This is a genomic window from Neobacillus sp. Fa239 (assembly GCF_055395235.1).
Genome location: NZ_AP041611.1, coordinates 1,569,322 through 1,596,219, shown reverse-complemented (window position 1 = coordinate 1,596,219; position 26,898 = coordinate 1,569,322). Strand labels below are relative to the sequence as shown.

The window sequence follows — 26,898 nt, the reverse complement described above, 5'->3', positions numbered from 1 at the left end:
CGGATATGGTGAAAAAAATTCCGCGCGGCTATATGCTTAGGGTAATTTAGTCCTGCTTGTCTAGGTGTTCTAGTAAATGATGTTGGACTATCCTAGTTAGGACTATAACGCCCAAATTACTTAAAATTTTAGTAATAACCTGTGATGGACATTCCTCAACCTTCCAAAACTAATATCATTTTTACTCTTTCCGCACGTGCAAGGGGCGGGGGGATATTCAAAAACCATTTTCCTCTTTTTCTAAAAAGTAATTAACGCACCCTAATACATATATTATCTGGTTTTTAGGTTTATTGGTAAATTATGTATAAGACTCAATCATCCTTCTATTTTTGCCCGTATGTAGATGTATATTAAATCACTTTTAGGTAATCATTTAATTACAAACGCAAATATATAAGTGAACAATGTAAAGGAGGCAAAAATAAATGGATGAATTATTTATACAGGAAAACTTCAATAGATTACCTATTCAAATATTAGCCAAGACACTTAATGTTGATGTAATACAACTCTGCAATTGGTTAAGAAAAAAAGATTATATTAAAGAAATCCAACCAATTGAAATGCAGTACATTACCAAAAACATTGATAAAGTTCCTATGAAAGTAATTCAAGAGAAATTAGGCTTAACCGATACACAATTTAGCCAAATTCGTCAGCGTTTCAATCTTACGAAGAAGCAAAGAAAGACTGATGAGTACTCAGAGAAAGAGGTGTTAAACAAAACTCGATGGTTAGTTGAAGAAAAGATGGCAATAACTATCGATGACCTATTGCCTAAAACTATTCGAGCTGAACATTTCAACGAATATGGATTGTACCCAATTCTCAAATATGGGGAGAAAATGAAGAAATTAGACCCATATTTCAAGTATTTTTCGGCAGTGGCTTTTTTGGTATGTAAAGCCTATCCTAATGTATTTAAACCTTTTCAGTTCCCACACTCCAACGAAACGAAGGATTATTTTGACAAGAGAAATTATATTCGTGAATTAAGGTGGATGATTGAAAAGAAATTAGGCTTAGATGAGGAGTTTTTAATGAACACCTCTATGATGAACTCATTCCTTACAAGGAAAGAACTTGACCTTTATGGATTAGGCTATCACACCTATAAACATATTTTCGAAGATAAAAAGTCAATAATCCAAGCACTTATTACTTCTTGTAGGGTTCAGACTATAGAAAGGAATGCAACCAGCGAGGATTTGAGGAATATTCTTAAGAATGAAGGTATAGACACGGAAATTTGCCATATTGATGGCTGTAAAGCAAAAAACATCGAAATTCACCATATCATTCCAAAGAGATTTAGAAGGTTTGTTAAATTTAACGTTGATGAATCCTTTAATCTAATACCTCTTTGTGAAAACCACCATGACTCTGCGGGGAGAATAGATACTGAAAACCTTCCTGTTCAAAACAAAGAAATTTGGAGAGAGTTAATAAAGGAGTGGGTAAAGGCTAGTAATAGTTAATGCCCGAAAAAGCTGTATCCATATTTTCTTTGACACTTTTTTCATCAATAAGAAACAGAGGGACATTGTTTAATGTCCCTTTTTTTATCCCTATATCCTAAAATTTCAGTTATGGCAATATAACAAAAAAATTGCTAATATAACTTGTTCATGTCAATATTCAATCCTGCACTCTTAAGTTCTTTAGCAAGTTGAACCCGCCAGAATCCAGCTGAATCAATTGGTATAAAAATTACCCCTTGATAATCAGATGGAATCTCTACACCTTCACTGTATAATGCACAAACATTCTTTCTGGACAGTCTGCCTATAAAATATCCAAGTTCAAAAATAACATTTTGTCTTGCACGTGGCTTTGCTTGTTCAGGCTTGTCCTTTAAATACCCTATGTCATCCGAAGTCATTAAAACAATAGCAAATCCGACAGAGGAAGCATGGGTTTCAAATTTTTCAATTATTGTCTTACCTTGATTGGCTTGTTCATGAAGGATAATTGGTTTTAAGTCTAAATTTGATAAGAAACGTGCAAGTGATTCTTTAGCGCCATCATCTTGTCCATGAACAATAAAGATATCACTTTTTACTGGTATGGTCTGATTCGTTGAAACTAATGGCTTTGAATTGGATGAATTTAATTCAGGAATTAAGTCAAGCCGTTCTAGTATGGATTCTATCTTTGTGATTTTCCTGCCGATTTCTTTCCTAAAGTTATTTACCTCATCTTGAAAAGTGTAACTTCCAAGATATGCGAAGGCAAAACTTGAAGTGGCGTATTCGTCAGCAACAGAAAAATTATCAAAAAGACGTTTTAATAATTCCTCGTTATATTCCGACCATTTCTTTTCGTCATTCATAGCTTGGTCTAGTGCTATTTGGCTATTAAATGGTTGGTCACGGAGTTTTTTTCCTTTTTCTAGCCTGTCTTCGAGTTTTTTCCGTACATTCTCTCTTGATTCAACTAACATTGGAGGAAGCTTAGTCTCTTTAACCGTTTGTTTTTTTTGCGCCATTTGGTCTACTCCTCTTAGTAATAATGGAATATTATAACATAGAAAAGTAAAATTGAGGTATTATTGAGCCAAGGAAATTTAATCAAATTTTAGCTTATACTAGCCCCGTTTACTGATTATGGGAACAAATGTTCTAATGGTATATTAGTGAATCAATAAACTAAGAACACATACATATTTTTAATAATTCTGAATTTACAATTATGAGAAAGACATTATTAGGATTTGAATGCTTTTTATTACTTACGAGCGGATAAAATCGTTTATAATGGTTTACATTTATCAGAAAGAGAATCCTTTACGACACTAAAGTGATAATCACCCTACCTCTTTTTTCAGAAGCGTTCTCAGAGGATTCAGCGAAGCTGTGTCAGACTTTCAGATTTTTGCCAAAGTTCATTAATGGACTAATATCAATACCTCTCTGAATCAATGTCTTATCATCCAATGTTTGAAGATACCGTTGTGTTGTTGACACATCAGAATGCCCTAAAAGCCTTGAAAGAGTGTATAGGTCTTTTCCATTAAGCAAAGCATTTACAGCGTAGTAGTGCCTAAATGTGTGCGGAGAAACCCTTGCATCTTCAACATTGGCTCTCTTTCCTGCTTCCCTAATGATGTTCCATAAAGCAGTATGGGAGATTTCACCACCATTATAGTTCAAGAAATAGTTTTCTGCTGTTGATGCAAAATCTTTAAAGTATTTTACTTTTTGTCTTTCATATTTGATTAGGAATTTCTTCAATGCAGGAGAGATTGGAACGTGTCGCTCTTTATTACCTTTACCCATGACTACCATATTATCTTTATCAATAAGTGTTTTGACCTTGAATGTGCGTATCTCTATGGCTCTAAGTCCAGTGTCAGCAAGCATAGCAATGATAGCTTTGTTGCGAGCCTCTATATACGTTTTAGTGCCAAATGAATCAATCATTGACTTTATTTCATCATCAGTGAACCCCTTTAGAATGAGTTTAGATTGCTTCGGTCTTTCTACCTTGTCCATTGGATTATGTTCAATGTACTCTTCGCCAACACACCAGTTGAAGAAAGCATTTACTGTCTTGAATGTTGTTAGAATTGTTTGAGGTTTATTGCCTCTAAGTTGTTTGGCTCTGAAATATGCCTTTAAATCCTCGAGAGCAATCTCATTCAAAAGCTTGTCCTCAGTTCCCCTTTTCTTAGTCATAAAGTTGCAAAGAAATTTGTATTCCTGCCTTTTATTTTTCATTGTTTTGGCAGTGTAGCCACATGCCTGACAGTGAACTAAATACTCATCCATTGCATCAAGAAACTTAATTTCATCCATAATAAAAAGCCACCTTTTCTGTTTAGATTTTGGTTAATCCTTCATCAGAAAATGTGACTTATTGGCATAAATTTCAAAATGAGTGCGAAGGTTTAAGCACTTTTTACCGTTTTTTCGGGGAAGGTTTCAGAATAAACGTTTTTTTCTGTTTTCTTAACCCGAAATCCCGACCCAAGCAAAACACTTAAACCATTGATACAACTGGGATTTTACTTGCCACCTTGTTTGTTCATGGCGTTAAGCATTTGGTTAATCTTCTTCTGCGAAGGCTTCATACCCATTTGCATCATCATCATTTTTAACATTTGCTCATTGATTGGCGGATTTTTCTTTAAGTAAGTCATCATATACCTACGTGCAATGAAAAATCCTAGTGCTACACCAGCTGCTAGTGCTAGTATACCGACTAGAACATATAACATTAAACTTCCTCCTTCATGTTGTCTACCATCATACAGTGTACTAAAATTATTGCAAATTTACAATATCCGCTTTCAATTAGACATACTTTCTTTCTTTAATTGGCTTTAACCAGCCATATCGCTGATGTTCCAAGTCGATTGCCAAAAAGGATGTTTCACATTTCCTTAACACTTCAAAAAACATCGTTTCCGCATCATAGCTGCCGCTAGCCTCAACTGAAATTAAATCTTGAAAAACTTCTATTTTAGCCGTACTTAGTTTTCCACTAAGTTCAATTGAGTATGTACCATGGTCCGCAATAAATCCCTTAATCCGGCCAAGTTGTTTCTGTACAAGCTGATGAATTTTTAATACCTCTATTGTTTTTGTGATATAAGTAATTTGTTTTCGTGTAATATATTTAAGTTCGCCGATTGCTCCCTCATTTTCCTGAAAAAGTTGATAAAACATACGCTCTCTTCCGAAGTAATGTGCGGCAAATTCATCTTCTATTAAATATAGCTGATATTTTCTCACCACGATCTCTCCTTCGCTCGAACCCCTTTTATCTATTATATTGAAAGGCAAGTAAAACTTTTGTCTTTTCGCGACAAAAACTTTCACTACTTTTGTCGATTTGCTCGTTATTAAGGTTGACGGTAATTTTATATAGCGATTTCAATTTTTCCACATTCACCTTCCTGTCAATTTGATTCTATTTTAAGACAAAATTATCGGTTTTTTCTTACTTTTAGAATAAATTCATTAATTTATTTGCGAATTGAACGTTTATATTTGCGAATCTGCCTAATTTATTTGCGAATCCAAAAATCTTATGTAAGCTCCAATTTATCGGTGAATTATTGCTGTTTATCAGCGAATCTAACTCATTTATCGGCGAATGACGGTAGTTTTTCGGCGAATCAGAGCATATAATCGGCGAACCTAAATTTAGCCTCCCAGAAAAAAAAGAGAACAGCCAAGGGCTATTCTCTCTTTGTTATAGGATTTATTTTTGTAAAAGAGCTTTTACACGGTCTACGACGTTCTTAACTGTAAAGCCGTACTCTTCCATAATTTTTTCACCTGGCGCAGAGGCACCGAACTGATCGATGGCCAAGACATCCCCTTCGTCACCGGTATATTTGTGCCAGCCGAAGGAGGAACCAACTTCAATTCCAAGACGTTTCTTAACTCCAGCAGGAAGAACGGATTGTTTATACTCTTTTGATTGTGCTTCAAAGCGATCCCATGAAGGCATGCTGACAACGGAAACATCGATACCTTCCGCTGACAAGGCTTTTTGCGCTTCCACTGCAAGGCTAACCTCAGAACCAGTTGCAAGCAATAAGGCGTCTGGTGTTTGTTTTTCTGCAGGAGAAACAACATAAGCACCCTTCGATACACCTTCATAAGCATGTTCATCAGTTCCCTTAAGTGTTGGCAGGTCTTGACGCGTTAACACAAGGGCTGTTGGCTTGTTTTTGGACTCTACAGCAAGCTTCCAGGCTGCTGCTGTCTCGTTTCCATCAGCAGGACGGATGATCGATAAACCTGGCATTGCTCTTAATGCTGCAAGCTGCTCAATCGGTTCGTGAGTTGGTCCATCCTCTCCAACGGCAATACTATCATGGGTAAATACATAGGTTACAGGAAGTCCCATTAAGGCAGCCAGACGAATTGCAGGTCTTAGATAGTCAGAAAACACAAAGAATGTTCCACCAAATGCGGTTACTCCGCCGTGTAGGGTAATCCCGTTCAAGGCAGCTCCCATGGCGAATTCACGAACACCGAACCAGAAATTGCGGCCTTCATATGAACCAGGCATATAGTCCTGCGTCCCTTTAATAAGCGTTTTGTTGGATCCGGCAAGGTCAGCAGATCCTCCGACAAAGGTAGGTAAATTCTTTGCAATTGCATTTAACACTTCTGCGGAAGAAGCACGGCTAGCCAAGCTTTTCCCTTCACTATAGACTGGAATATCTTTATCCCAGCCTGATGGAAGTTCTTTGTTCAAGGCTAGTTCAAGCTGGTTTGCAAGCTCAGGAAATTCCTTTTTATATTGAGCAAACAGGTCATTCCATTCTCTTTCTTTTTTCTCGCCATTTTCAACAATCAGCTTTTGGAAGTTTTCATATACTTCTTTAGGTACATGGAAATCTTCCTCGAAAGTCCAGTTATAAGCTGCTTTTGTCAATTTTAATTCTTCTTTGCCGAGTGGAGCCCCATGAACACCGGAAGTTCCAGCCCGGTTTGGTGAACCATAGCCGATAACCGTTCTAACTTCAATCATCGTTGGATGTTCTAGGTCATTTCGTGCTTCTTCAATCGCTTTGGCAATTTCTTCAAGATTATTGCCGTCTTCTACGCGGAGATATTGCCAGCCGTAAGACTCGAAACGGCCTTTGACACTTTCTGAGAATGATTTATTTAAATCACCATCAAGGGAAATATCATTTGAATCATATAAAACCACTAGGCGGCCTAATTTCAAATGCCCTGCTAAAGAAGCTGCTTCAGCAGAAACACCTTCCATCAAATCTCCATCACCACAAATACTATATGTATAATGGTTCACAATTTCAAAATTATCTTTGTTATAAACACTAGCTGTATGACGTTCTGCCATTGCCATCCCCACCGCCATGGCGATTCCTTGTCCAAGCGGTCCAGTGGTTGCTTCAACACCTTCTGTATGGCCATATTCAGGGTGACCTGGTGTTTTGCTTCCCCATTGACGGAATTGTTTCAAATCATCCATGGTCACATTATAACCAGCTAAGTGAAGCATGCTGTATAATAACGCAGAGCCATGCCCAGCGGATAGAACAAATCGGTCACGGTTAAACCAGTGCGGGTTTTTAGGGTTTTGGTTCATAAAGCGAGTCCATAGTGTATAAGTCATTGGGGCAGCACCCATTGGCATGCCTGGGTGGCCAGAGTTTGCCTTCTCAATCGCATCAATAGCTAGAGTACGAATGGAAGTTACAGATAATTGATCAATAGTATCAAACATAAATGACATCCTCTCCTGATTACTAGGATTTAAATACAACAACAATAATATTATAATTATGCAGGGATTTATTCAACAAATAGCCCCTACATAGCGAACAAATCTCATATTGTTTCTTATTTTGACACAGAGTCGGATTGTATATGTAAAAAAGGAATACAAAAATTTGTATTCCTACATTAATGAAGTGTATTTTTTTTCCTTGCTTTAATTTTTTCTGGTGTCACATCATTGCCTTCGGGGTCAATGATTTTTGTATTTGTTAACGTATCTAGCATAGCAGAACGGAATGTTGCCAAATACTCACTTCTTAATTTGGACTGTTCTTTAGCTTCTAGCTCCGTTAATCCAGTAGCTTTTGATTTTCTTGCCAGCTCATTAATTCTAGCCATCTTTTCTTTAGAAAGCATTTAAGAACCTTCCTTTCAAATAAAATCCTTTCAAAGAGTAAATTTTACTAAAAAAAAGAGGTTCTGACAAGGTTAAAGACTTAGTCTTTAATTGACTGTATATACTCCTGGTATCTTCTATGAACAGTGGCTTTGGAGATGTTGTATCCAAAGCCCCTTAAAACAGCCGCAATTTCAGAGAAGGTTAATTTGTTTTTTCTAAGCCGAATAATTTCCTCTATTGGGGCATCGATTTTTTCTCTGCCTGCATGCTCGCCCAGATTCTTGAGGTTTTTCTCCGGTTGATATCCCTGCGCAACGGCTCGTTTCATACCACGCTTAATTTTAATATTATGTAATTTCCTTTGGTATTCTTCGACCATCCCAACAATCTTTAATACCATAGAATCAGACTCGGAAAGCTGCAATTCTCCATTATGAGATATACTAAAAAGCTTTATTCCTTCCTTTAAAATACAATGTAATAAAGCTATTTTTGCGTTTCCTCTTCCAAGTCTGGTTTCATCTTGGATCAACACGGCATGCGCTTGTTTCTCTTTCACCAGATCCAATAATTGAAGGATTCCATCTCTTTCTAGTTCGTATCCACTTGCTTGTTCTTTAATAATGGAAATGACATCAAATTGATGGAGGTTTGCCAATTGAAGCAGCTCTTCTTCTTGACGCATTAATGACGTTTCTTGGGTTTCTTTCGTTGTACTTACCCGGCAATAAATAATGGCTTTCATTATTATTAACTCACTTTCTATTCTGCTGCGGCACTTGCATATTCCATATTAGAATCTGCATTTGCATGTTTACTTACAGGGATTACAATCTCTTCCCCTGGATAAATATTATCATCATCCAGCTGATTGTGCAGCTTAACCCAGCTGACAAACTCCTCATGGGTAAGGGAATGCTGACCAGAAAACTGATCAGAAATTTTCCAAAGTGAATCTCCTGTTGAAACGGTAATCTTTATGTATTTATCATTTGTGTTTGCATTCAAATGGATGGAAAACATGATTGCTAAAGAGCAGCTTAATAGAATAAGAGTGATAGCATAAGAATATTTTTTCCATAACGTTTTCATAACTCGCACCTCTTAATAGAATATATGTTCGTCTTCTTGGTTTTTATTATAAACCGAACATTCGTTTGCTGTCAACAAAATGTTCGAACTTATGTTTGTATAAAATTGGCGAACATGCTATAATTAAGGCAACATTTACTAGGGCGAGGTGTACATACTATGGCAAAAATATCAAAAAGGCAGCAGGATATCCTTGATTTTATCAAAGGCGAGGTTAAGAAAAAGGGATACCCGCCATCCGTTCGAGAAATTGGCGAGGCAGTCGGCTTAGCCTCCAGTTCAACAGTCCATGGTCATTTAGCTAGATTGGAAAGTAAAGGTCTGATTAGACGGGATCCTACTAAACCAAGAGCGATTGAAATATTAGAAATGGATGAAAGTACACATATTCCAAGAAACAATGTTGTTAATGTTCCGGTTGTCGGAAAAGTTACAGCTGGTATTCCGATTACGGCCATTGAAAATGTGGAGGAATATTTCCCTCTTCCTGAAAGACTGGCACCTTCAGATGAGCATGTTTTTATGCTTGAAATTATGGGGGAAAGTATGATAGAAGCCGGCATACTGGATGGGGATTACGTCATTGTCAAGCAGCAAAGTACCGCTAATAATGGTGACATTGTTGTCGCCATGACCGAAGAAGACGAAGCAACCTGTAAGCGATTCTTTAAAGAGAAAGATTACATTCGCCTGCAGCCAGAAAATTCAACAATGGAGCCAATTATTTTACGAAACGTTTCTATTTTAGGGAAAGTAATTGGAGTATACCGTCATATTCATTAGAAAAATGGCTTGGAGTTTTTGCTCCAAGCCATTTTTTTGTTGGACAATTTACTGAATGCTTTTGCGAATATAGGGAATTCCCTAATATTAATTTCCATTTTTTACAAAAATTTGTTTTATTTGACTTAATATGTTGTATTTGTCCACAATAGTCATAGGTGATCCTAATTGATTCTTTTAATTCTATTCCTGTTTTTTTCCTAATTTTCTTTATGCCTAAGAGAATTCCCTTTGTTCATTTTATATCCTATTGGGTTTTTACACTAACAATCGATTATTGTGCTCTTCTTCTGCAGATTCATTTATATTTTTCGAATGATCGTGATAAGTATGAAATATTTGATTTCCTTTTATACTATTTTCTCTATCCATGCTCCATGTATTTATTTATTTTAGGATTGGCAACTTGGCAGTTCCTTAGGAAACATTGGTTTTACTATGTTTGTTGTGCTGCGATAGTCACAACTGTTTTAGAGAAAATAGCACATTTTATGAAAGTAGCTACTTACATTCATTGGTCTATATGGTTATCACTAATTGCTTATATCATTTTATATAGTATGAATGTGGGCATGTACTATTTTGTAGGTAATCACTCTAAGCTTTTCCGAAAACTTAAAAAGACGAATGAGTTTTATAAACCTAACTAAAGGCGACAAAAGTGAGATAGAAAAAACAAAAAGTGTCACCTATAAAAGCTATTGGCGACACCTCTAAAATCATTTCATGACAACTGCTTTACCTCAATCCAACGAATCCACTTAAAATAACCCAATAAAATGAGTAACAGGATTGGATCTAAAATTGCTGAGTAACCTAAATTCCACCAGCCAAAATGAAAGTAACCCCATGGTTCGGGAAGTAAAGCTACTGCCTCATAAATTAATATTCCAATTAAAAAAATGATGAAGAAGGTTACTTGTTTTATTTTAGCTTTTTCAAACGGGAAAAAATTTAAAAATATTATATTAACTGGAGGAACAAGCATAATATTTGTCGGCAATTCTCTCCAGTCTGCTTTTTTTGTAAAATACCAGTAACCATGATGTTCCATATCTACATAAAAATCAAAATTCATTTGAAAGGCTACCGTAAACATCCAAATATGAACAATTTGGTTTAGGGATAGTCTTTTATTTGTAGAAAAAGCGATAAGATTTGTAATAATAATAGCAATAATAAGTCCAATCATTCAAACACTCCTCTTCCACATATTTTCCATTTTATTGAAAAAGGATACCATGAATACGAAAGTTGCATATTCATGAACAGAATTAGCAAAATAAAAATAAAAAAAGCCCGACGCATAGTGCGCCGAGGCTTTCGTTTTTTAATACATGCTCATATATTGATCGCGTTCCCATTGGTGAACGACTGTTCTGAACATATCCCATTCGATTTCTTTCGCTTCTACGAAGTGCTCGAAGATGTGCTCTCCAAGACCGGAAACAATCACTTCGTCCGTTTTTAATTGATCTAGTGCTGCAGCCAATGTTGCTGGAAGATCGATGATTCCCTCTTCAATTCTTTCCTCTTTGCTCATCACATAGATGTTACGATCTACAGCAGCTGGAGGAGTTAAGTTGTTTTTAATTCCATCTAAACCTGCTTTTAATAGTACAGCCATGGCAAGATATGGGTTTGCAGCCGGGTCAACAGATCTTACCTCAACACGTGTGCTCATGCCGCGTGAAGCAGGAATACGAATTAATGGTGAACGGTTTCTTGCAGACCATGCCACATAACAAGGTGCTTCGTAACCAGGTACTAAACGCTTATATGAGTTAACTGTTGGGTTCGTTACCGCTGTAAAGCTTGGAGCATGCTTTAAGATGCCGGCAATGAACTGACGAGCCGTATCACTTAATTCAAGGTCGCCGCTTGGCTCATAGAATGCATTTTTGCCGTCTTTGAATAAAGAAAGGTTACAGTGCATTCCAGATCCGTTTACACCGAATAATGGTTTTGGCATAAAGGTAGCGTGTAAGCCGTGCTTACGAGCAATTGTTTTTACAACCAACTTGAATGTTTGAATTTGGTCACATGCAGTAATGGCATCCGCATATTTAAAATCAATCTCGTGTTGTCCTGGTGCTACTTCGTGGTGAGATGCTTCGATTTCAAAGCCCATTTCTTCTAATTCAAGAACGATATCACGACGGCAGTTTTCGCCAAGGTCAGTAGGCGCTAAGTCGAAGTAGCCGCCTTGGTCGTTAAGCTCTAAAGTTGGCTCACCTTTTTGATCTAATTTAAATAAGAAGAATTCAGGTTCTGGTCCTAAGTTGAAGTTAGTGAATCCTAAGTCTTTCATTTCTTGTAACACACGTCTTAGGTTGTTACGAGGATCCCCTTCAAATGGTTTTCCTTCTGGTGTATAAATATCACAGATTAGACGTGCAACCTTTCCTTTTTCAGCTGTCCAAGGGAAAACTACCCATGTATTAAGATCTGGGTAAAGCTGCATATCGGACTCTTCAATGCGTACAAAACCTTCGATAGAAGAACCGTCAAACATCATTTTATTGTCTAACGCCTTTTCTAATTGGCTTACTGGAATTTCTACGTTTTTAATGGTGCCGAGAATGTCGGTGAATTGTAAACGGATGAATTTAACGTTTTCCTCTTTTGCCAATCGTTGAATATCTTCTCTTGAGTACTTAGACATGGTATTACCCCCTGCTTTTTAATTAATTAATTAATGGAAAAATCGTGACATGTCTCCTTGGCGTAATGTCGACCGATTTAGTCTACCCGAATGCAATAATTCATTTCTTAGAAGGGTTCTTAGTTGTTCATCTGTTACTTCGCGTTTGGCTTTTTCAGTCGGTGGCGGTGTCATATTTAACTGCTGCTCTTTAATAAAGAACAACTGCTTGATTCCCGCCATGTTAACGCCTTGGTCAATTAAATCTTTAATTTCTAGCAGCCTATCAATATCGTTTAAGCTAAATAGGCGCCGGTTCCCGTCTGTTCTTGCTGGAGAAATCAATTGGTGTTCTTCATAATAACGGATTTGTCTGGCAGTTAGTTCAGTAAGCTGCATGACAGTTCCGATCGGGAACAGCGGCATGGAACGGCGAATTTCCTTTCCAGTCACCAAATTTCTCCTCCTTCTTGCTGATTTATATTGTTATTATATTTCGTGTTAGAAAAGATGTCAATCATATGTTAGGTTTTCTAACATGATTTTTTATATAATTTTATTTCCTGCTAATAGCTCATCCATCTTTTGTAAAAATGTACAAAACTCCAAAACCGGATTCAAAACCTCAAAAAAAGAGGACAATTTATTTTGCCCTCTATATAACAAATTTATTTTAACTTAATTAACCCCTTTTCAAGCAACCGATCCAGTGCCAGACAAATAGCCATTTTGACATGGCCGTAGGTTAATCCCCCTTGGACATAGGCTACATAAGGAGGTCTAATCGGTCCATCTGCGGTCAGTTCGATGCTTGCCCCTTGTATGAAGGTGCCTGCTGCCATAATGACATCATCCTCATAGCCTGGCATATAGGCAGGATACGCAGTGACATGCGAATTGATTGGGGAAGCAAATTGAATGGCCTGACAAAAAGCGACCATTTTGTCGCGGTCATCAAATTGGACCGACTGAATAAGGTCTGTCCTCATGGAATCCCATTTAGGCGAAGAATTCATCCCTAGTTTTTCAAGGGTCGCTGCGGTGAAAACCGCCCCTTTTAATGCCTGACCAACCACATGCGGGGCTAGAAAAAAGCCTTGGTACATCTCCTGCAGGCTGTAAAGCGAGGCACCTGCCTCCGCCCCGATTCCAGGAGAAGTCATCCGGTAGGAACAGGCTTCGACCCAGCGTTTTTTCCCGACAATATAGCCGCCTGTTTTGACGATGCCGCCGCCCGGATTTTTGATCAGTGAGCCTGCCATTAAATCGGCACCGACATGACAAGGTTCCAGCTCCTCGACAAATTCGCCGTAGCAATTATCCACAAAGACAACCACATCGTCTTTAATTTCCTTAACAAATGAAATCATTTCTTTGATTTCAGCAACAGTGAAAGATGGTCTTGTCGCATACCCTTTCGAACGCTGGATGCCAATCATTTTTGTATTGGGCTTGATTTTGCTGGAAACGGTATCCCAATCAATCGTTCCCTCTTCAGCGAGTGAAACATGATCATATGAAATGCCGAACTCTTTCAAGGAACCGACCCCGTTCCCGCGGATTCCGACGATTTCTTCCAGGGTATCATAAGGTTTTCCGGTGATATACAAGAGTTCGTCTCCCGGACGAAGGACGCCGAACAGCGCGATGGATATCGCATGAGTCCCGGAAATAATTTGCGGACGAACAAGTCCTGCCTCTCCGCCGAAAACATCCGCATAGACTAGTTCCAATGTATCACGGCCAATATCATCATAGCCGTAACCTGTTGTTGGGATAAAATGCGAATCACTAACTTTATGTTTTTGAAAGCTCTGCCATACGCGAAACTGATTTACTTCGGCTCTTTCCTCAATCTTCTTATGAACCTCGGCAATTTGTTTTTCTACTTCTGCCACAATCGGCTGAAGCTTTTCCCCATTCTTCAACTGTTGAAACATGATGTACTCCAATCTAAACTTTGAATTTTTGTAATTGTCCTGTTATTTGATGGTCTTCTAGTGAAAATCCCCGGCATTGATAGTGTCCGCTCTCTTCATTAAAGGTTAATTCCCTTAATACCGTTTCATTTTTCAATAAGGAAAGCAGTTTTCCTTCTGTTGATGGAACTTCCACTTGGTATGGCGCCATCATCTCGATCACGACGGATTCCATTTTTCTTTTTAAGGCATCGCGGTCTTCTTTGTCAAATGCACTAATAAAGATGGAAGGAGTGTCTGCAGTAGGAACAAAGTCTGGGTGCACCAGATCCCTTTTATTATAGACGGTTAGTTGCGGAATATCTTTTACCTCCAAGTCTTCAAGCAGTTTATGGACCGTTTTTTCATGGTGAAAATAATCAGGATTTGACATATCGACCACATGCAAAAGCAAATCCGCTTCCTTCACCTCTTCCAATGTCGAGCGGAAAGCCGCAATCAGGGCGGTCGGTAAATCCTGAATGAATCCGACGGTATCGGTAATCAACGCTAAAAAACCGCTTGGTAAAATTAATTTCCGTGTCATCGGGTCAAGTGTGGCAAACAATTGGTTTTCCTCGTAGGATTCGGCTTCTGACAGCCTGTTGAACAGCGTTGATTTTCCGGCGTTGGTATAGCCAACGATGGCCACTTGAAAGGTTTTATTTTTCTTTCTTCTTTCCCGGTAACGCTCACGGTGCTGGACAATGACCTTGAGCTGAGCTTTAATATCGTCAATCCTGCGGCGAATGTGGCGGCGGTCTGTTTCCAATTTTGTTTCCCCGGGTCCTCTTGTCCCGATTCCGGCTCCAAGCCTTGATAAGGCAATTCCTTGCCCGGCAAGGCGCGGCAATATGTACTGCAGTTGGGCCAGTTCAACCTGAAGCTTTCCTTCCTTTGACCTGGCTCTTTGGGCAAAAATATCTAAAATAAGCTGAGTCCGGTCAATAATCCTTGCGTCAATTTCCTGTGCAAGATTTCGCTTTTGACTTGGGGAAAGCTCATCATTAAAAATCACGATATCAGCTTCAAGCTCTTCGGATAATGCTTTCAGTTCTTCCACTTTGCCTTTGCCTAAATAGGTGGCTGGATGAATTCGCTCCCGTTTTTGAACAACAGAAATCAGCACCTCAGCCTTAGCCGTTTCTGTCAACGAAGCTAATTCTTCCATTGAATAGGTAAAGCGCAGTTCATCTTCTTCAGGAGTTTGGCAGCCGACAAGGATCGCTTTTTCTATCGTGTCTTTTTGTTCCAATGGACCATCTTCCTTTCCATAAACTTCTTGTTCCATCATATCAAAAATTCTCTGGATACTCTAATTTTCCATCGTTCACAATTATTCAAAATTTGTGTTGTATTTTTATCCAACCGTGATACAATCAAAATTGTTTATATGAATATACTATTAACGTTCTATATAGTAGAAATAAGGAGAAATGGGTTAGCATGACGTGGGAAGTACTAAGTATGATTGGAACCATTGCCTTCGCCGCTAGTGGTGCGATTGTCGCAATGGAGGAAGAATATGATATTTTGGGTGTTTTTATTTTAGGGATCGTCACAGCCTTCGGCGGCGGTGCGATTCGTAATCTGTTAATCGGGGTACCGGTATCTGCTCTATGGGATCAGGGGTTGTTTTTTGAAATTGCCTTATTAGCGATTACGGCCGTTTTTTTATTCCCAAGCAATCTTCTAAAGCACTGGCAAAAATGGGGAAACTTGTCCGACGCCATCGGGTTGTCTGCTTTTGCGATTCAGGGTGCCATCTATGCAACAAAAATGAACCATCCTCTAAGCGCCGTTATAGTCGCTGCTGTCTTAACCGGAATTGGCGGCGGAATCATTCGCGACTTGTTAGCAGGAAGGAAACCTATCGTACTCCGCTCGGAAATTTATGCGGTTTGGGCCATTCTTGCTGGATTAATTATTGGATTAAAAATTACCACCGAAGCTTGGGAATTATATACCCTGTTCGGTGTGATCACCGTCTTACGCGTGCTTTCTTATACATATGATTGGAAGCTGCCGATTCGGAGACTAGAAGGAAATTAAGAAAACGGGAGACTATTAGTCTTCCGTTTTTAGGTATCTATCATATAAATGACATTAGAAATGGCGTGTAAACTGATAACAGTTATGACACGCCATTTTTCTGATTAACAAACCTGCAGCTTCATCCTTACAACTTAGAAATGAATCTTCATGTAAAATTTTTTAATGCAACAATAATTAAAATGGAGAAAATAACGATTAACAAAAACATCAGTGTATTTCCAATTAGAGCTACCCATCGAACAATGCCTTTATTGATAAAAAATGAAGTTACAATTCCTATTATTGAAAGAAGCAGGGCAATTAGATAAAAAACAGGTTCCCATTGATCTCTAATTTTCATTATTAAAATTAAAACAATAGATAAAAGTAAAGATAAAAACGAAAAATAATTTCTCATACCCATTCCCCATTTCAAAAATTTAAAATGTCAAACGATTCTCTAACAAATTTTTAAAACAGGTAAACATGAAGTCTGGAATAAGATTAAAACATTTGCTTTATTATATGTGCGATAAGAGAAGATGAGAATGATCATAAAAAACTACATAATTGTCAGTTAATAACAAAGAGGCTGCCTTTTTACAGCAGCCGGATTTTTTACTTCCATGAAAAAAGGATTACCGAAGCAATCCCTGCACATTCATAAGCCTTATCAACATGGTAATTATAGTTCTTTTTGACATTTTACCATTATAAATTTAAACGGAGGTTTATTTTCCATATTTTTATGTGGCTCAACAATTTCCGAGAATTCTATCAGTCCATATTTTCCAAATTCTTGTTTTATCGAGGCAGAATCATAAAAAAACATTTTTACGCCTTCCATTATCTCGAAATAGTCTTTACCCAGTTGTTTGCCCTTTCCAAACATGGGGGCCTCTTTTGAAATAGTAGTAAAAATCATATATCCGTTTGGTTTTAGCTGATTATAGCAATCATTAATCAACTTGGCCCTCTCATGATTATTCAATAAGTGAATAAGTGCATAACAAAATATACCGTCATAAAGTTTGTGATCAAAAGGCATATCAGTTACTGAGCCATGAAAAATACTACTATTAATTCCATTTTGCCTTGCCAAATCAATCGCCGTTTTTGAAATCTCAATACCTGTTACCTTTATTCCGTTGTCAATAAAAACCTTGGCGTTTCTACCATATCCAATACCGGGGATCAATATATCCTTAACTTTCTTTTCAAGGAAAAAGTCCTTTGTCAGGATTGCTGAGTCTGATGGTTCAAATCCCCACATCATTTGATGTTCTATAAAACTTAATTCCCAAAATTCTGTCATACCTCTATCTCCTTCCTATTTTGTTTTAAGTGATCTTGGGGGGTGAAAATAATTTGTAAGAAGGGACAGAGGAAAACAGGAGTCTTCCATTTCTAGACTATTAGGTTAAGCTCACAATGCCTTTATTAAGGATTTAATAAATCCTGTATGCTGTCCTTCGTGATAAAGGGAAAAATTGAGTGTTTCGCCTACTGTTTGAAATTCTACAATACCAGGAATAGAAAAAGGTAACACAGTTGCTTGGTCTAGTTTGCCTTGCAGGCTTGATTTGATACGGTCAGACTGGTCAGTTAAATATTTCTTTAGCTCAATTAACGAAGGTGGGCTCATTTTCCATTCCCCAGGCCTAGTTCCCCCTTTAAATAATTCTTGATAATTAGCAGGTATTTGTGGTTCAACCCCGGCATAACGGAGTGCCAGATTTTCCTGCGACACATAAATATGCCCCAGATGCCAGCGGATGGAGTTATTAAAACCATTAGGAATTTTATCAGCAGCATCTTCATCAATTTTATCAAAAAGCCCTAATGTAATTTTGCGGTAGAAATCCAATTGTGAAAATATCATTTTTTCGTTCATACTTATTCCTCACCTTTACTTTTTTAATTTTATAGTTCCTGTTCTTTGCCTTCAATAATTAAATCAAGCTCATTATAAAAGTTGAGAACAAGTGGTTCAGGCAACCGTTCAAGGATTTGTTTTATTTCGGCAAGATTTTCTGCCTCTTCGATGGTGGTTGGCCGCTTTCCTAATTGCAGATACCAAATCTTTAATTCATCGATGAACTCATAAAAATGCAACTCAAACCGTTCTGCAAAATCTTCGCTTTCATCGTAGGAAGTTTTCTTCATCGCCTCCCAATCTAATAGTGCTATCTCCAATTTCATTTTCACATGTTCAAACATTTTATCACTTTCCTTTATTTATTATACAAAAAAACCTCACTCCCATTAGCACAATATCTTTTATGGAAACAGCTGGACAGTTGCCGATTCTAATTCCTACCTTAGATAGTAGTATATTATTGATTTTAATAAAAAGGAGGTGAGTATTTGTCTGATTTACACAAACACTTTCAATACACTGCTCTTGGAAATTCCATTGCATCCGGAGTTGGTGCTTCATTTACAGTCAATGATACTAAAAAGCACGGATACGGGTACGTTTACTACTTTAGGGACTTCTTGGCGACGATTTTCCCAAGTGTGAACTTGGTTAATCTTGCCGATCCTGGTTTTACTAGTAGTGATTTACTTCAGCTATTGCAAACAAATATGGATGCTCGGCAGACAGTGAAAAAGGCTGATTTAATCACAATAAGTATTGGTGGTGCCGATTTATTGGATTGTATTTTACTGCACCCAACAGACCCTACCTGTTTGCCAAATGCGGTCTCAGCTTTTTCCAGTAACTGGACACTAATTATGCAAGAGATTCGAAAAAGCATTAAATCTCATGCTGTAATATTTGTAATGACTGTTTACAACCCTTTCAGAAGTGATGATCACCCAAATTTTGACATCGCTGAGCACTTTATTCAGGAAATTAATAATGTGATTAAAGCAAACCGTTTCAAATTTCATTATAAAGTGGTTGATGTTCATGAGGATTTTCTAGGACAATTCACTAACACTACACAATGGAAGGTTTGTATTTGGACACATTTCTGTGAACCAAAAATACCGCCGGACCCACATCCTACCGACAGCGGTCATTTAGAAATTGCTCGCTTGCACGAATTAGCTTACCTTCAAAATCATCCGGTCAAGCTGTACTTTAACCTATGCAATGACGAGAGCAGCAGTGATGAAAGTAGTCATTGAACGTTTAAAATATTGACATGATAAGGCCATCCCTATTTATAAGGGATGGTCTTTATTTTGACGGTCTTTTTCTCTATTCCTTTAACGGGTCAGTTTCATACGAATTACCATTTATTTGTCAATACAATCTTCCCAATTGCCTGTTTAGATTCCAATAACCTATGTGCTTCCTTTACCTGATCAAAATCGAAAACCCGTTCATCTACTAACGGCTGAAGTTTCCCTTCCTCTACAAGTTTCGTTACTTCTCGTAAAAGGTTCCCATATTCCTGCCTTTTTTCCTGATTCATTATTTTTAAAATCATAAAAGTGATATGTAAGGATAGTGCCTTCGCATGTAAAGGAGACAAATCATGCGTTGAGCGTGCAGCAATTGCTAATACGGTTCCGTGTGTGGCAGCAGCTTGGAAAGATAAATCGAGGTTTTTGCCCCCAACCGTATCGAACACAACGTCAAACCCTTTTCCATCTGTATGTTCCTTTACGTATTCCTCCACCGATTGTTCCCGATAATTAATGGATACATCTGCACCCAGACGCTTTCCAATGCCTAATTTTTCCTCAGATGAAGCCGTAGTGAATACTTTTGCACCAGCTAGCTTTGCAAGTTGAATTGCCACATGACCTACCCCGCCTGTGGCACCATGAATTAGTACCGTTTGTCCGTTTTGAACATTCGCACGATTATAAAGTGACTCCCATGCTGTAATGGTTACCAGTGGAAGTGCCGCTGCTTGTGCCATTGTTAAATTTCTTGGTTTAATGGCGAGAAGCTGCACGTCTGCAAGCATATATTCGGCCAGGGCACCGCCTGTTCCCTTCACACCACCAGCGCAGCCAAAGACTTCATCCCCAACCTTGAACTCTGATACTCCTTCTCCCACCTCTACAACTACTCCAGCTACATCGCCGTGTAAGATCGCTGGAAATTCTGGTGCAATAGCTGGCACCGCTCCAGATCGAACTTTTGTATCAATAGGATTTACACTAGTTGCTTTTACTTGAATAACAACATGCCCAGGAATTGCCTCTGGTCTAGGTACCTCAGCAATCTCAAAAACAGATGGATCTCCAAATCTTTTTATTACTTGTGCTTTCATTTGTTTTCACACTCCTCTCCTATTATTTTACTGTAAGTAATTATCGTTTTTAAAATAATATGGATTTTTTACAATTCCCTCATTTTCAGCGAACTAGAATTTTTATGTTTTTTGTAGGCCAATGGTGTCATATTCATCGACTTTCGGAATTTATCAATGAAATAGCTTGTGCTGTTAAATCCTACATGATAGGCAATTTCTGTGACATTGGATTCCGGTTGTTGTAATAAAATTAAACTTTTTTGAATTCGATAATCGGTTACATAATTCAGAGGTGTTTTCTTTAAAATTCGTTTGAAATATCGACAGCACTCGGAACGGCTTAATTGACCAGCTCGGGCAATATCGTCTAAAAGGATTTTCTCATGAAAATGTCGGTGGATCCAATTTAACATCTGCTTCATCCGATCACTTTTTACCATTTCCGTCTGCTCGTACTCTATTTCAATCCCATTAATAATTAGGTTCCTCCAAATTAATGTTAGATGTACGCTGATGTCGATTTCATAGTATGGAGAATTTTGTTTTATCAACTGATTGATTTTCATAATTGAGTCCAAAATATTAGTCGCCCAAAGCTCCTTTGGAACCAAGCGTAAATAAGGTATGTTCGTCGCCTGAATATAAGGGTTTACATAGGTTGTATAAAGTTCTTGGGATAACACGAAACTTGGGGAAACATTTAAACAGATATAGGCACAGCCCGAATCATTCTTATCTTTTGCCATGTGCAAGCAGCCACTATTTATAAATAGCCCTTCGCCTTCTCGAACTGTCATATTTTCTTCATTTATTTGAAAAATGGCTTCTCCTTTTACAACCAAAACAAACTGGAATTCATCATGCCAATGAAGTGGTATATACCCATTTATATTTTGATTAATCGTAGTTTCGTAACATGCAATCGGTAACACAACTGTACGATGTTCCGTTAATTCTTTTAAACTTTGGTCAATCATAAAATCTTTAATTTGCATATTACCACCTCAATATATTTATATTTTTCCATTCGATTTGAGTATTCTTTCAGAGGTTTTCCCTTTATCATTTATAACATAATAACACTATTTTTATATTTAAAGGTGGAGAATCAAGCATGAATAGACGTAAGGGAATTTTTCTTGTTGTAACGGGAGCGGTATTTTGGGGGATCGGTGGCACTGTTGCAAAAAAGCTTTTTCAACAGGATCAAATCGATGTAGATTGGCTGGTTACAATCCGATTGCTCCTATCTGGGTTTTTACTCCTTTCCGTTCAATTTTTCAGAAAAGACCGTTCCCAAATACTAGGTGTCTGGAAAACTCGAAGGATGGCTTTTCAATTGATGGTCTTCGGACTACTGGGTATGCTTGGGGTTCAATACACATACATGGCTTCCATTGAACATGGAAATGCTGCTGTCGCAACGCTATTGCAGTATTTAGCACCTGTTATGATTATCGTATACTTAATTTTTCGCAAAAAAACTGTTCTCTCACGAAGAGATTTGTTGACGGTTTCTCTCGCTTTAGTTGGTTGTTTTTTCTTATTAACAAACGGCTCCATCTCTCAATTATCTGTGCCGACACCGGCAATCGTTTGGGGTGTTTTATCTGGAATAGCTTTGGCGTTTTATACTCTATATGCAGTTCCCCTCCTTGCGGAATACGATTCACTTGTGATAGTCGGATGGGCGATGATCATCGGTGGTTTGGCATTAAGTTTTATTCATCCGCCGTGGCAAATGGACTTTACAAGCTTACCGTTAGAAGGGTATGTGTATTTGGCCTTCATTATTATATTTGGGACGATGATTGCATTTTGGTTCTATATTGAAAGTTTACAAAGTCTGCTCCCTAAAGAATCAAGTCTGCTAGGCAGCATCGAGCCACTAGCTGCCGTTTTAACAACGGTCTTTTGGTTAAAAGAACCCTTTGGTTTTTTCCAATGGGTTGGTACCGCCTGTATTATTGGCATGATTTTATTATTGGCTTTGAATAAGGAGTCTTCTTCAAGGACCAGCCAGCATCCTAAAAATAAAGAACCCCTCAGCGTTAATTGATAAGAGGAGCTTAATTCTTCCAAGGCGTTTCATTAATTAATTTCTAAAGTATAATGCCTCCGTATATAATGTACCAATATCCTTTGGAGTGTGGTGTTTGTTTTGAGTATTCCATCGTTACGGGGGCAAATTATTGATGTGGTTTTATCAAGAGATATCTTTTTTCAAGGAAAACTTGTTGATAGCGGAAAGGACATCATTGTTCTGTTTAATGGACAAAAATATATTTATATCCCGCTAACCCATCTGCATAGGGTCAATCGGAGCTCATTTGTATTGAATAATTATGACGCCTCAAGTAAAACATCCCGAACAGAATATGTAGATGAGTCCATTTCCTATCGAACTACTTTAGCGAATGCCAAGGGTCGTTTTTCAGAAATTTATGTCACGGGTCAGTTCCCTTTACACGGATATATTTTTAATGTTCGCAGTGACTATTTTGCCTTTTATTCCCCTGTCTACAAAACCATGTTGGTTTCCCTTCAGCATTTGAAATGGCTTATTCCCTATTACGACCTAAAAACGACTCCCTATTCTCTTCCGGATGATAAACTTCCCGTTATCCCGTACAATCAACCATTGCTGCCTTCACTTGAAGAGCAATTAAAAAAATGGGAAGGGGAGCTTGTCGTGTTTGACCTGGGGGAAGACCCAATGAAAATAGGATTGTTAAAATCGGTTCGTAATCCGATGGTCGAGATTGTGGTTGCACATGGTGAATCCGTCCATTTAAAGCTTTCCCATATCAAATCGGTCCATTTGCCGTAATTAAGGGTCCTGCTGAACTCAGCAGGACTTTTTTCGATTAATAAGCGACGGCAAACACCCATTTCTATCTATAAATGCCCCGCGAGGAATAATGCGCATCAAGAAGAGGTAGGGAAAAAGTCTAGTATTCGAACGGTTAACATGGTTGTTTTGGTCATGAAAACCGGGTCATATGCCATTAAAAGGGGTCCTGCCGTTGTCGGCAGGACCTTTTTGGATGGAAAGCTGACGGCTAACACCCATTTTTCTTCACCAGCATATGGGAGTAGACAAAAGTACATTTTCAAATACTAGTTCGATTGTCCATTCTTTTTGGCGTGGCCGGAATATTTTGTTAGTACAAGTCAAGGGACAACCCAGAAATCATGATTTATTCCCTCGGTCATTATAATTTCTGGTACCCCTGTACCTCTTGTACAATACAACAAGTTAGAAAGGAGAAAACATAAATTTGTTTACAATAGCACTAACGATCTTTTCGTTTGTAGCGACGATCATATTGATTATGTGGAGACCCAAGGGACTTAACGTATCCATTCCCGCGCTCGTCGGAGCAGCGTTGATGGTCATCGCTGGATCGGTTTCGTTGGGAGATTTACAAGTGATTAGTTCAGATGTTGGTGGCGCGGCGGTGACGATCATGGCAACTATCGCGATGGCGCTTGTTCTCGAAAGCTTCGGTGTATTCCAATATGTAGCTGATTTTTTAGCAAGACTCTCAAAGAATTCGGGTGTTCGCCTTTTTTGGTACATCAATTTAATGAGTTTGCTTATGACCCTGGTGTTTAACAATGATGGTGCTATCATTATTGCAACACCAATCCTAATCATTCTGCTCAGAAAGTTGGGACTTAAACCCCATCAGCAAATCCCGTATCTGTTGAGCGCCGCGCTCGTCGATACCGCTGCGAGTGCCCCTCTTGGCGTCAGCAATATAGTCAATCTAATCTCTATAAAAATCATCGGAATGAGCCTCGCAACCTACTCTGCTATGATTTTCGTCCCATCTATGATAGGTGTTGGCGTCCTAGCAGTATTAAATTATCTAGTATTTCGTAAGAAACTGGTTATTGACCTGGCTGCTTCGGATTTACAATTAGAAACTCCTTCGAAAAAACAAAAAAGGTTCATGACGAATATCTTCCTATATGTCTTAGCCGTTCGTGTGGCGCTGTTTGTCGGTGCCGACTTTGGAGTGTCTCCATCGATTACTGCGGTTGTTGGAGCTGCCATACTCCTCATCTGGCGATGGGTGAAGATGGGCACATCACCAGTGGATATCTTACGAAAAACTCCGTGGCATGTACTCTTTTTTGCCTTTGGTATGTATGTTGTCGGAGCCGGGATCGCAAATGTTGGATTAAACGCATGGCTTGTGCATGTACTTCAACCGTATATTGCTGGAGGGTGGTTTAGCTCTATCGCAGCCACGGCAGTTGCGGTTAGCGTCATGTCCGACCTGTTTAATAATCACCCTGCTTTGATGATTGGTACGTTAAACCTAACATCCATGCATCTGAGTCCGATGGCACTCCATGTGGCGTACCTAGGTAATATCATTGGAAGCGACATCGGTTCATTGCTTACACCGATTGGGCTCCTTGCGACTTTGATATGGATGTTTGTCTTGAAGCAGTATAAGGTGTTCATTAGTTGGGGTCAGTATCTCCGTTTAACAGCCCTGGTCGTTCCACCGACCGTAGTAGCAACCATCATCTTATGTTACGGTTGGATTCGCCTGATTTACGGCTAAACAACTTTATTGCCACCACATAGAGGGATGATTGGTGTTAAGTTGTTAGGATGAAATCTCCGGAAAATACTCTAATTGATAGCAAGCGCTATCAATTAGATACATAAAAAAAGACCTGACAGGTTAAGTGCCAGGACTTTTGTAATTAGAAAGGAGGAAAAAATAATGTTTCACGACTCAATGGTATGGATCACCATATTAACTTTTTTGGGTACACTTATATTTATCTTATGGCGACCACGAGGCATTAATGAAGCGATACCTGCTGCGATTGGCGCGCTAATTGTCATCAGCATCGGCAGTGTTTCGTTTTCCGATTTAGGTGTCATTTTAAAGACCGTCGGTGGTGCCGCCATTACGATTTTGGCAACAATCGTCATGGCGATTGTTTTAGAAAGCTTTGGCTTCTTCCGCTTGGCGGCAGAGAAGCTCGCAGAAAAAGCAAAGGGATCCGGTGTCAGATTATTTTGGTACATCAATCTGCTATGTTTTCTCATGACACTCCTTTTCAATAATGATGGAGGTATTTTAATCACAACCCCTATATTAGTCATGTTGGTAAACAACATGGGTTTAAAAAACCAGCAAAAAGTGGCTTATTTGCTCTCTGGAGGCTTAATTGCGACTGCTTCCAGCGCTCCAATTGGTGTAAGTAATATCGTCAATTTAATTGCTTTAAAAATCGTTCACATGACTTTGTGGATGCATACCGCGATGATGTTTGTTCCGGCAACGCTTGGATTACTCATCTTGGCTTTTCTTCTGTTTCTTCGTTTTCGCAGCATCCTGCCAAAACATGTACCCACCAATATTACTGGCATAACCGACCCTTCTTTCCATCCGCTTAAAACAGGAATTAGACCTGGTCCAAAATTCGCTTCGGAGAAAACTCGTACCAAATTCATGCTGCTCATCCTGCTATTCGTATTTGCTGTCCGTATCGGACTTTTCATCGCTGCGTTTTTTGGCATTCCGATTTCCATTGTAGCTGTTGCCGGTTCTGTCTTTCTTTTGGGATGGAGATGGATGAATTTAAAAATCCATCCTGGCGATTTAATCAAGAAAACCCCGTGGTTTATCATCGTTTTCGCATTTGGTATGTATACCATCATCTATGGTTTAAATAACATTGGTTTAACGAACTGGCTGGTCAAGGTTGTCGATCCATTGATTTCCGGAAGCCTGCTCCATACCAGCATGTTGATGGGCATCCTTCTTAGCGTCATGTCCAATCTATTTAATAATCATCCCGCACTTATGGTTGGAACCATTACGTTGATGCATATGCACCTAGATCTGCTATCTTTGAAAATTGCCTATCTGGCTAACATTGTCGGCAGCGATATGGGGTCTTTAATACTACCAATGGGAACTCTCGCTTCCCTCATGTGGATGTACATTGTTAGACGTGGAAATGTCCAAATTAATTGGTCGGAATATATAAAAACGACCATTGTGGTGATACCCCCTACCGTATTATTCACATTAATGATTTTATATTCTTGGGTTTCTACTTTCTTCGGTGGAGTCCTAATAAGATAACAGGTTCCACTATCCTTCATCCTATAGTTGAGGAAGAACGAAATTATTCAGATTAAAAATAAAAAGCCCGTAAAAGGGCTTTTTAACTGAAATCAAAATCGATAACGAACACTTCGTCGGAGGGATCTGTTTCGTCCAATTTGTGCAGCGTCTCGATATCACCCTCCAATTGTTCCCCCGTGGACTGGATGAGAAGGAAGATGGTTTCGTTCTTTACTTCCAAACGCAGGCGGCGTCCGGGGAACAGCTCAGCAGCCCGTGCTCGTGCCTTAACAATCCGATTTTTAAGTTTTGATACATACTCCTCCATGTTTCCCCTCCTAATAGACTAAATTTTTCCTTTTTGAATTTATATGAATGAAAGATCCTAAAGTTTCACTAACTTTTCGTTTAGTTCAACAATAAAGTAGGGAAACCTTTCTCAAGGCTTC

General features: G+C 38.6%; 28 protein-coding genes. 8 read left to right on the top strand and 20 right to left on the bottom strand.

The genetic code is table 11. From position 1 onward, the window contains the following. Positions 1-428: 428 nt before the first annotated feature. On the top strand, positions 429-1,481 hold the full coding sequence (locus ACZ5XR_RS07600) for an HNH endonuclease signature motif containing protein (protein ID WP_464501057.1): 1,053 nt from the start codon (positions 429-431) through the stop codon (positions 1,479-1,481). 134 nt (positions 1,482-1,615) lie between these two features. Here the strand turns inward: ACZ5XR_RS07600 and ACZ5XR_RS07595 are convergent, their stop codons facing one another. The 8 genes from ACZ5XR_RS07595 to yneA form a co-directional block, all read right to left on the bottom strand. Beyond that, positions 1,616-2,491 carry a TIR domain-containing protein gene (locus ACZ5XR_RS07595; RefSeq protein ID WP_464501056.1) on the bottom strand — a complete coding sequence of 292 codons (876 nt, stop codon included), beginning with the start codon at positions 2,489-2,491 and terminating at the stop codon, positions 1,616-1,618. Between the two features lie 370 nt (positions 2,492-2,861). Further along, positions 2,862-3,800: a tyrosine-type recombinase/integrase gene (locus ACZ5XR_RS07590; protein WP_464501055.1), complete on the bottom strand. Its 939-nt coding sequence runs from the start codon at positions 3,798-3,800 to the stop codon at positions 2,862-2,864. A gap of 209 nt (positions 3,801-4,009) precedes the next feature. Then, positions 4,010-4,222 (bottom strand): YneF family protein, encoded by a 213-nt coding sequence (locus tag ACZ5XR_RS07585; RefSeq protein ID WP_464501054.1) that lies wholly within the window; start codon positions 4,220-4,222, stop codon positions 4,010-4,012. A 76-nt stretch (positions 4,223-4,298) separates the two neighbouring features. Continuing rightward, the gene (sirA, locus tag ACZ5XR_RS07580) at positions 4,299-4,739 is read right to left on the bottom strand and encodes a sporulation inhibitor of replication protein SirA (protein WP_464501053.1); all 441 of its coding nucleotides are present in this window, start codon (positions 4,737-4,739) and stop codon (positions 4,299-4,301) included. A gap of 472 nt (positions 4,740-5,211) precedes the next feature. Continuing rightward, positions 5,212-7,218, bottom strand: a complete 2,007-nt coding sequence (gene tkt, locus ACZ5XR_RS07575) for a transketolase (RefSeq protein WP_464501052.1) — start codon at positions 7,216-7,218, stop codon at positions 5,212-5,214. Between the two features lie 179 nt (positions 7,219-7,397). Further along, positions 7,398-7,628: a DUF896 domain-containing protein gene (locus ACZ5XR_RS07570; protein WP_464501051.1), complete on the bottom strand. Its 231-nt coding sequence runs from the start codon at positions 7,626-7,628 to the stop codon at positions 7,398-7,400. Between the two features lie 80 nt (positions 7,629-7,708). After that, complete coding sequence (locus ACZ5XR_RS07565) at positions 7,709-8,356, bottom strand: YneB family resolvase-like protein (RefSeq protein WP_464501050.1); 648 nt, start codon at positions 8,354-8,356, stop codon at positions 7,709-7,711. A gap of 17 nt (positions 8,357-8,373) precedes the next feature. After that, complete coding sequence (gene yneA, locus ACZ5XR_RS07560) at positions 8,374-8,703, bottom strand: cell division suppressor protein YneA (RefSeq protein WP_464501049.1); 330 nt, start codon at positions 8,701-8,703, stop codon at positions 8,374-8,376. A gap of 159 nt (positions 8,704-8,862) precedes the next feature. On the opposite strand from yneA, the gene lexA reads away from it, so the two are divergent. Beyond that, positions 8,863-9,486, top strand: coding sequence for a transcriptional repressor LexA (gene lexA, locus ACZ5XR_RS07555; RefSeq protein WP_464501048.1), 624 nt, complete (start codon positions 8,863-8,865; stop codon positions 9,484-9,486). A 724-nt stretch (positions 9,487-10,210) separates the two neighbouring features. Here the strand turns inward: lexA and ACZ5XR_RS07550 are convergent. From ACZ5XR_RS07550 to hflX, 5 genes are all read right to left on the bottom strand, one after another. Further along, on the bottom strand, positions 10,211-10,678 hold the full coding sequence (locus ACZ5XR_RS07550) for a hypothetical protein (RefSeq protein WP_464501047.1): 468 nt from the start codon (positions 10,676-10,678) through the stop codon (positions 10,211-10,213). 138 nt (positions 10,679-10,816) lie between these two features. Then, positions 10,817-12,151: a type I glutamate--ammonia ligase gene (gene glnA / locus ACZ5XR_RS07545; RefSeq protein WP_464501046.1), complete on the bottom strand. Its 1,335-nt coding sequence runs from the start codon at positions 12,149-12,151 to the stop codon at positions 10,817-10,819. Positions 12,152-12,181: 30 nt separating this feature from the next. Next, entirely contained in the window at positions 12,182-12,556 is a 375-nt protein-coding gene (locus tag ACZ5XR_RS07540) for a MerR family transcriptional regulator (RefSeq protein WP_464502255.1), read from the bottom strand. Between the two features lie 242 nt (positions 12,557-12,798). Continuing rightward, a complete protein-coding gene (locus tag ACZ5XR_RS07535; RefSeq protein ID WP_464501045.1) occupies positions 12,799-14,070 on the bottom strand; it encodes a methionine gamma-lyase family protein in 1,272 nt (423 codons plus the stop codon). Positions 14,071-14,083: 13 nt separating this feature from the next. Continuing rightward, positions 14,084-15,382 (bottom strand): GTPase HflX, encoded by a 1,299-nt coding sequence (hflX, locus tag ACZ5XR_RS07530; protein ID WP_464501044.1) that lies wholly within the window; start codon positions 15,380-15,382, stop codon positions 14,084-14,086. Between the two features lie 152 nt (positions 15,383-15,534). Between hflX and ACZ5XR_RS07525 the strand changes: the two genes are divergently transcribed. Further along, positions 15,535-16,140: a trimeric intracellular cation channel family protein gene (locus ACZ5XR_RS07525; RefSeq protein WP_464501043.1), complete on the top strand. Its 606-nt coding sequence runs from the start codon at positions 15,535-15,537 to the stop codon at positions 16,138-16,140. 148 nt (positions 16,141-16,288) lie between these two features. On the opposite strand, the gene ACZ5XR_RS07520 is transcribed toward ACZ5XR_RS07525, so the two are convergent. The 4 genes from ACZ5XR_RS07520 to ACZ5XR_RS07505 form a co-directional block, all read right to left on the bottom strand. Then, on the bottom strand, positions 16,289-16,540 hold the full coding sequence (locus tag ACZ5XR_RS07520; RefSeq protein WP_464501042.1) for a hypothetical protein: 252 nt from the start codon (positions 16,538-16,540) through the stop codon (positions 16,289-16,291). A 267-nt stretch (positions 16,541-16,807) separates the two neighbouring features. Further along, a complete protein-coding gene (locus ACZ5XR_RS07515) occupies positions 16,808-17,437 on the bottom strand; it encodes a class I SAM-dependent methyltransferase (protein ID WP_464501041.1) in 630 nt (209 codons plus the stop codon). Between the two features lie 111 nt (positions 17,438-17,548). Next, positions 17,549-18,016, bottom strand: coding sequence for a DinB family protein (locus ACZ5XR_RS07510; protein WP_464501040.1), 468 nt, complete (start codon positions 18,014-18,016; stop codon positions 17,549-17,551). Between the two features lie 29 nt (positions 18,017-18,045). Continuing rightward, positions 18,046-18,342 (bottom strand): hypothetical protein, encoded by a 297-nt coding sequence (locus ACZ5XR_RS07505; RefSeq protein WP_464501039.1) that lies wholly within the window; start codon positions 18,340-18,342, stop codon positions 18,046-18,048. Between the two features lie 147 nt (positions 18,343-18,489). On the opposite strand from ACZ5XR_RS07505, the gene ACZ5XR_RS07500 reads away from it, so the two are divergent. Further along, positions 18,490-19,260, top strand: a complete 771-nt coding sequence (locus ACZ5XR_RS07500) for a GDSL-type esterase/lipase family protein (protein WP_464501038.1) — start codon at positions 18,490-18,492, stop codon at positions 19,258-19,260. A 104-nt stretch (positions 19,261-19,364) separates the two neighbouring features. Here the strand turns inward: ACZ5XR_RS07500 and ACZ5XR_RS07495 are convergent, their stop codons facing one another. Continuing rightward, entirely contained in the window at positions 19,365-20,360 is a 996-nt protein-coding gene (locus ACZ5XR_RS07495) for a zinc-dependent alcohol dehydrogenase family protein (RefSeq protein WP_464501037.1), read from the bottom strand. A gap of 68 nt (positions 20,361-20,428) precedes the next feature. Beyond that, the gene (locus ACZ5XR_RS07490) at positions 20,429-21,337 is read right to left on the bottom strand and encodes an AraC family transcriptional regulator (RefSeq protein ID WP_464501036.1); all 909 of its coding nucleotides are present in this window, start codon (positions 21,335-21,337) and stop codon (positions 20,429-20,431) included. Positions 21,338-21,456: 119 nt separating this feature from the next. Between ACZ5XR_RS07490 and ACZ5XR_RS07485 the strand changes: the two genes are divergently transcribed. From ACZ5XR_RS07485 to ACZ5XR_RS07470, 4 genes are all read left to right on the top strand, one after another. After that, entirely contained in the window at positions 21,457-22,401 is a 945-nt protein-coding gene (locus ACZ5XR_RS07485; protein ID WP_464501035.1) for a DMT family transporter, read from the top strand. Positions 22,402-22,503: 102 nt separating this feature from the next. Then, entirely contained in the window at positions 22,504-23,172 is a 669-nt protein-coding gene (locus ACZ5XR_RS07480; protein WP_464501034.1) for a DUF2642 domain-containing protein, read from the top strand. A 451-nt stretch (positions 23,173-23,623) separates the two neighbouring features. Continuing rightward, a complete protein-coding gene (locus tag ACZ5XR_RS07475; protein WP_464501033.1) occupies positions 23,624-24,925 on the top strand; it encodes an ArsB/NhaD family transporter in 1,302 nt (433 codons plus the stop codon). A 165-nt stretch (positions 24,926-25,090) separates the two neighbouring features. Continuing rightward, the gene (locus tag ACZ5XR_RS07470) at positions 25,091-26,467 is read left to right on the top strand and encodes an arsenic transporter (RefSeq protein ID WP_464501032.1); all 1,377 of its coding nucleotides are present in this window, start codon (positions 25,091-25,093) and stop codon (positions 26,465-26,467) included. An 82-nt stretch (positions 26,468-26,549) separates the two neighbouring features. Here ACZ5XR_RS07470 and ACZ5XR_RS07465 read toward each other — a convergent pair whose 3' ends face one another. Beyond that, complete coding sequence (locus tag ACZ5XR_RS07465; RefSeq protein WP_464501031.1) at positions 26,550-26,777, bottom strand: hypothetical protein; 228 nt, start codon at positions 26,775-26,777, stop codon at positions 26,550-26,552. Positions 26,778-26,898 lie beyond the last annotated feature (121 nt).

Coding starts and splice junctions, on each gene's coding strand:
- ACZ5XR_RS07600 (WP_464501057.1), top strand. CDS start 429: ATGGATGAATTATTTATACAGGAAAACTTCAATAGATTACCTATTCAA.
- ACZ5XR_RS07595 (WP_464501056.1), bottom strand. CDS start 2,491: ATGGCGCAAAAAAAACAAACGGTTAAAGAGACTAAGCTTCCTCCAATG.
- ACZ5XR_RS07590 (WP_464501055.1), bottom strand. CDS start 3,800: ATGGATGAAATTAAGTTTCTTGATGCAATGGATGAGTATTTAGTTCAC.
- ACZ5XR_RS07585 (WP_464501054.1), bottom strand. CDS start 4,222: ATGTTATATGTTCTAGTCGGTATACTAGCACTAGCAGCTGGTGTAGCA.
- tkt (WP_464501052.1), bottom strand. CDS start 7,218: ATGTTTGATACTATTGATCAATTATCTGTAACTTCCATTCGTACTCTA.
- ACZ5XR_RS07570 (WP_464501051.1), bottom strand. CDS start 7,628: ATGCTTTCTAAAGAAAAGATGGCTAGAATTAATGAGCTGGCAAGAAAA.
- ACZ5XR_RS07565 (WP_464501050.1), bottom strand. CDS start 8,356: ATGAAAGCCATTATTTATTGCCGGGTAAGTACAACGAAAGAAACCCAA.
- yneA (WP_464501049.1), bottom strand. CDS start 8,703: ATGAAAACGTTATGGAAAAAATATTCTTATGCTATCACTCTTATTCTA.
- lexA (WP_464501048.1), top strand. CDS start 8,863: ATGGCAAAAATATCAAAAAGGCAGCAGGATATCCTTGATTTTATCAAA.
- ACZ5XR_RS07550 (WP_464501047.1), bottom strand. CDS start 10,678: ATGATTGGACTTATTATTGCTATTATTATTACAAATCTTATCGCTTTT.
- glnA (WP_464501046.1), bottom strand. CDS start 12,151: ATGTCTAAGTACTCAAGAGAAGATATTCAACGATTGGCAAAAGAGGAA.
- ACZ5XR_RS07540 (WP_464502255.1), bottom strand. CDS start 12,556: ATGCCGCTGTTCCCGATCGGAACTGTCATGCAGCTTACTGAACTAACT.
- ACZ5XR_RS07535 (WP_464501045.1), bottom strand. CDS start 14,070: ATGTTTCAACAGTTGAAGAATGGGGAAAAGCTTCAGCCGATTGTGGCA.
- hflX (WP_464501044.1), bottom strand. CDS start 15,382: ATGATGGAACAAGAAGTTTATGGAAAGGAAGATGGTCCATTGGAACAA.
- ACZ5XR_RS07525 (WP_464501043.1), top strand. CDS start 15,535: ATGACGTGGGAAGTACTAAGTATGATTGGAACCATTGCCTTCGCCGCT.
- ACZ5XR_RS07520 (WP_464501042.1), bottom strand. CDS start 16,540: ATGAGAAATTATTTTTCGTTTTTATCTTTACTTTTATCTATTGTTTTA.
- ACZ5XR_RS07515 (WP_464501041.1), bottom strand. CDS start 17,437: ATGACAGAATTTTGGGAATTAAGTTTTATAGAACATCAAATGATGTGG.
- ACZ5XR_RS07510 (WP_464501040.1), bottom strand. CDS start 18,016: ATGAACGAAAAAATGATATTTTCACAATTGGATTTCTACCGCAAAATT.
- ACZ5XR_RS07505 (WP_464501039.1), bottom strand. CDS start 18,342: ATGTTTGAACATGTGAAAATGAAATTGGAGATAGCACTATTAGATTGG.
- ACZ5XR_RS07495 (WP_464501037.1), bottom strand. CDS start 20,360: ATGAAAGCACAAGTAATAAAAAGATTTGGAGATCCATCTGTTTTTGAG.
- ACZ5XR_RS07490 (WP_464501036.1), bottom strand. CDS start 21,337: ATGCAAATTAAAGATTTTATGATTGACCAAAGTTTAAAAGAATTAACG.
- ACZ5XR_RS07485 (WP_464501035.1), top strand. CDS start 21,457: ATGAATAGACGTAAGGGAATTTTTCTTGTTGTAACGGGAGCGGTATTT.
- ACZ5XR_RS07470 (WP_464501032.1), top strand. CDS start 25,091: ATGTTTCACGACTCAATGGTATGGATCACCATATTAACTTTTTTGGGT.
- ACZ5XR_RS07465 (WP_464501031.1), bottom strand. CDS start 26,777: ATGGAGGAGTATGTATCAAAACTTAAAAATCGGATTGTTAAGGCACGA.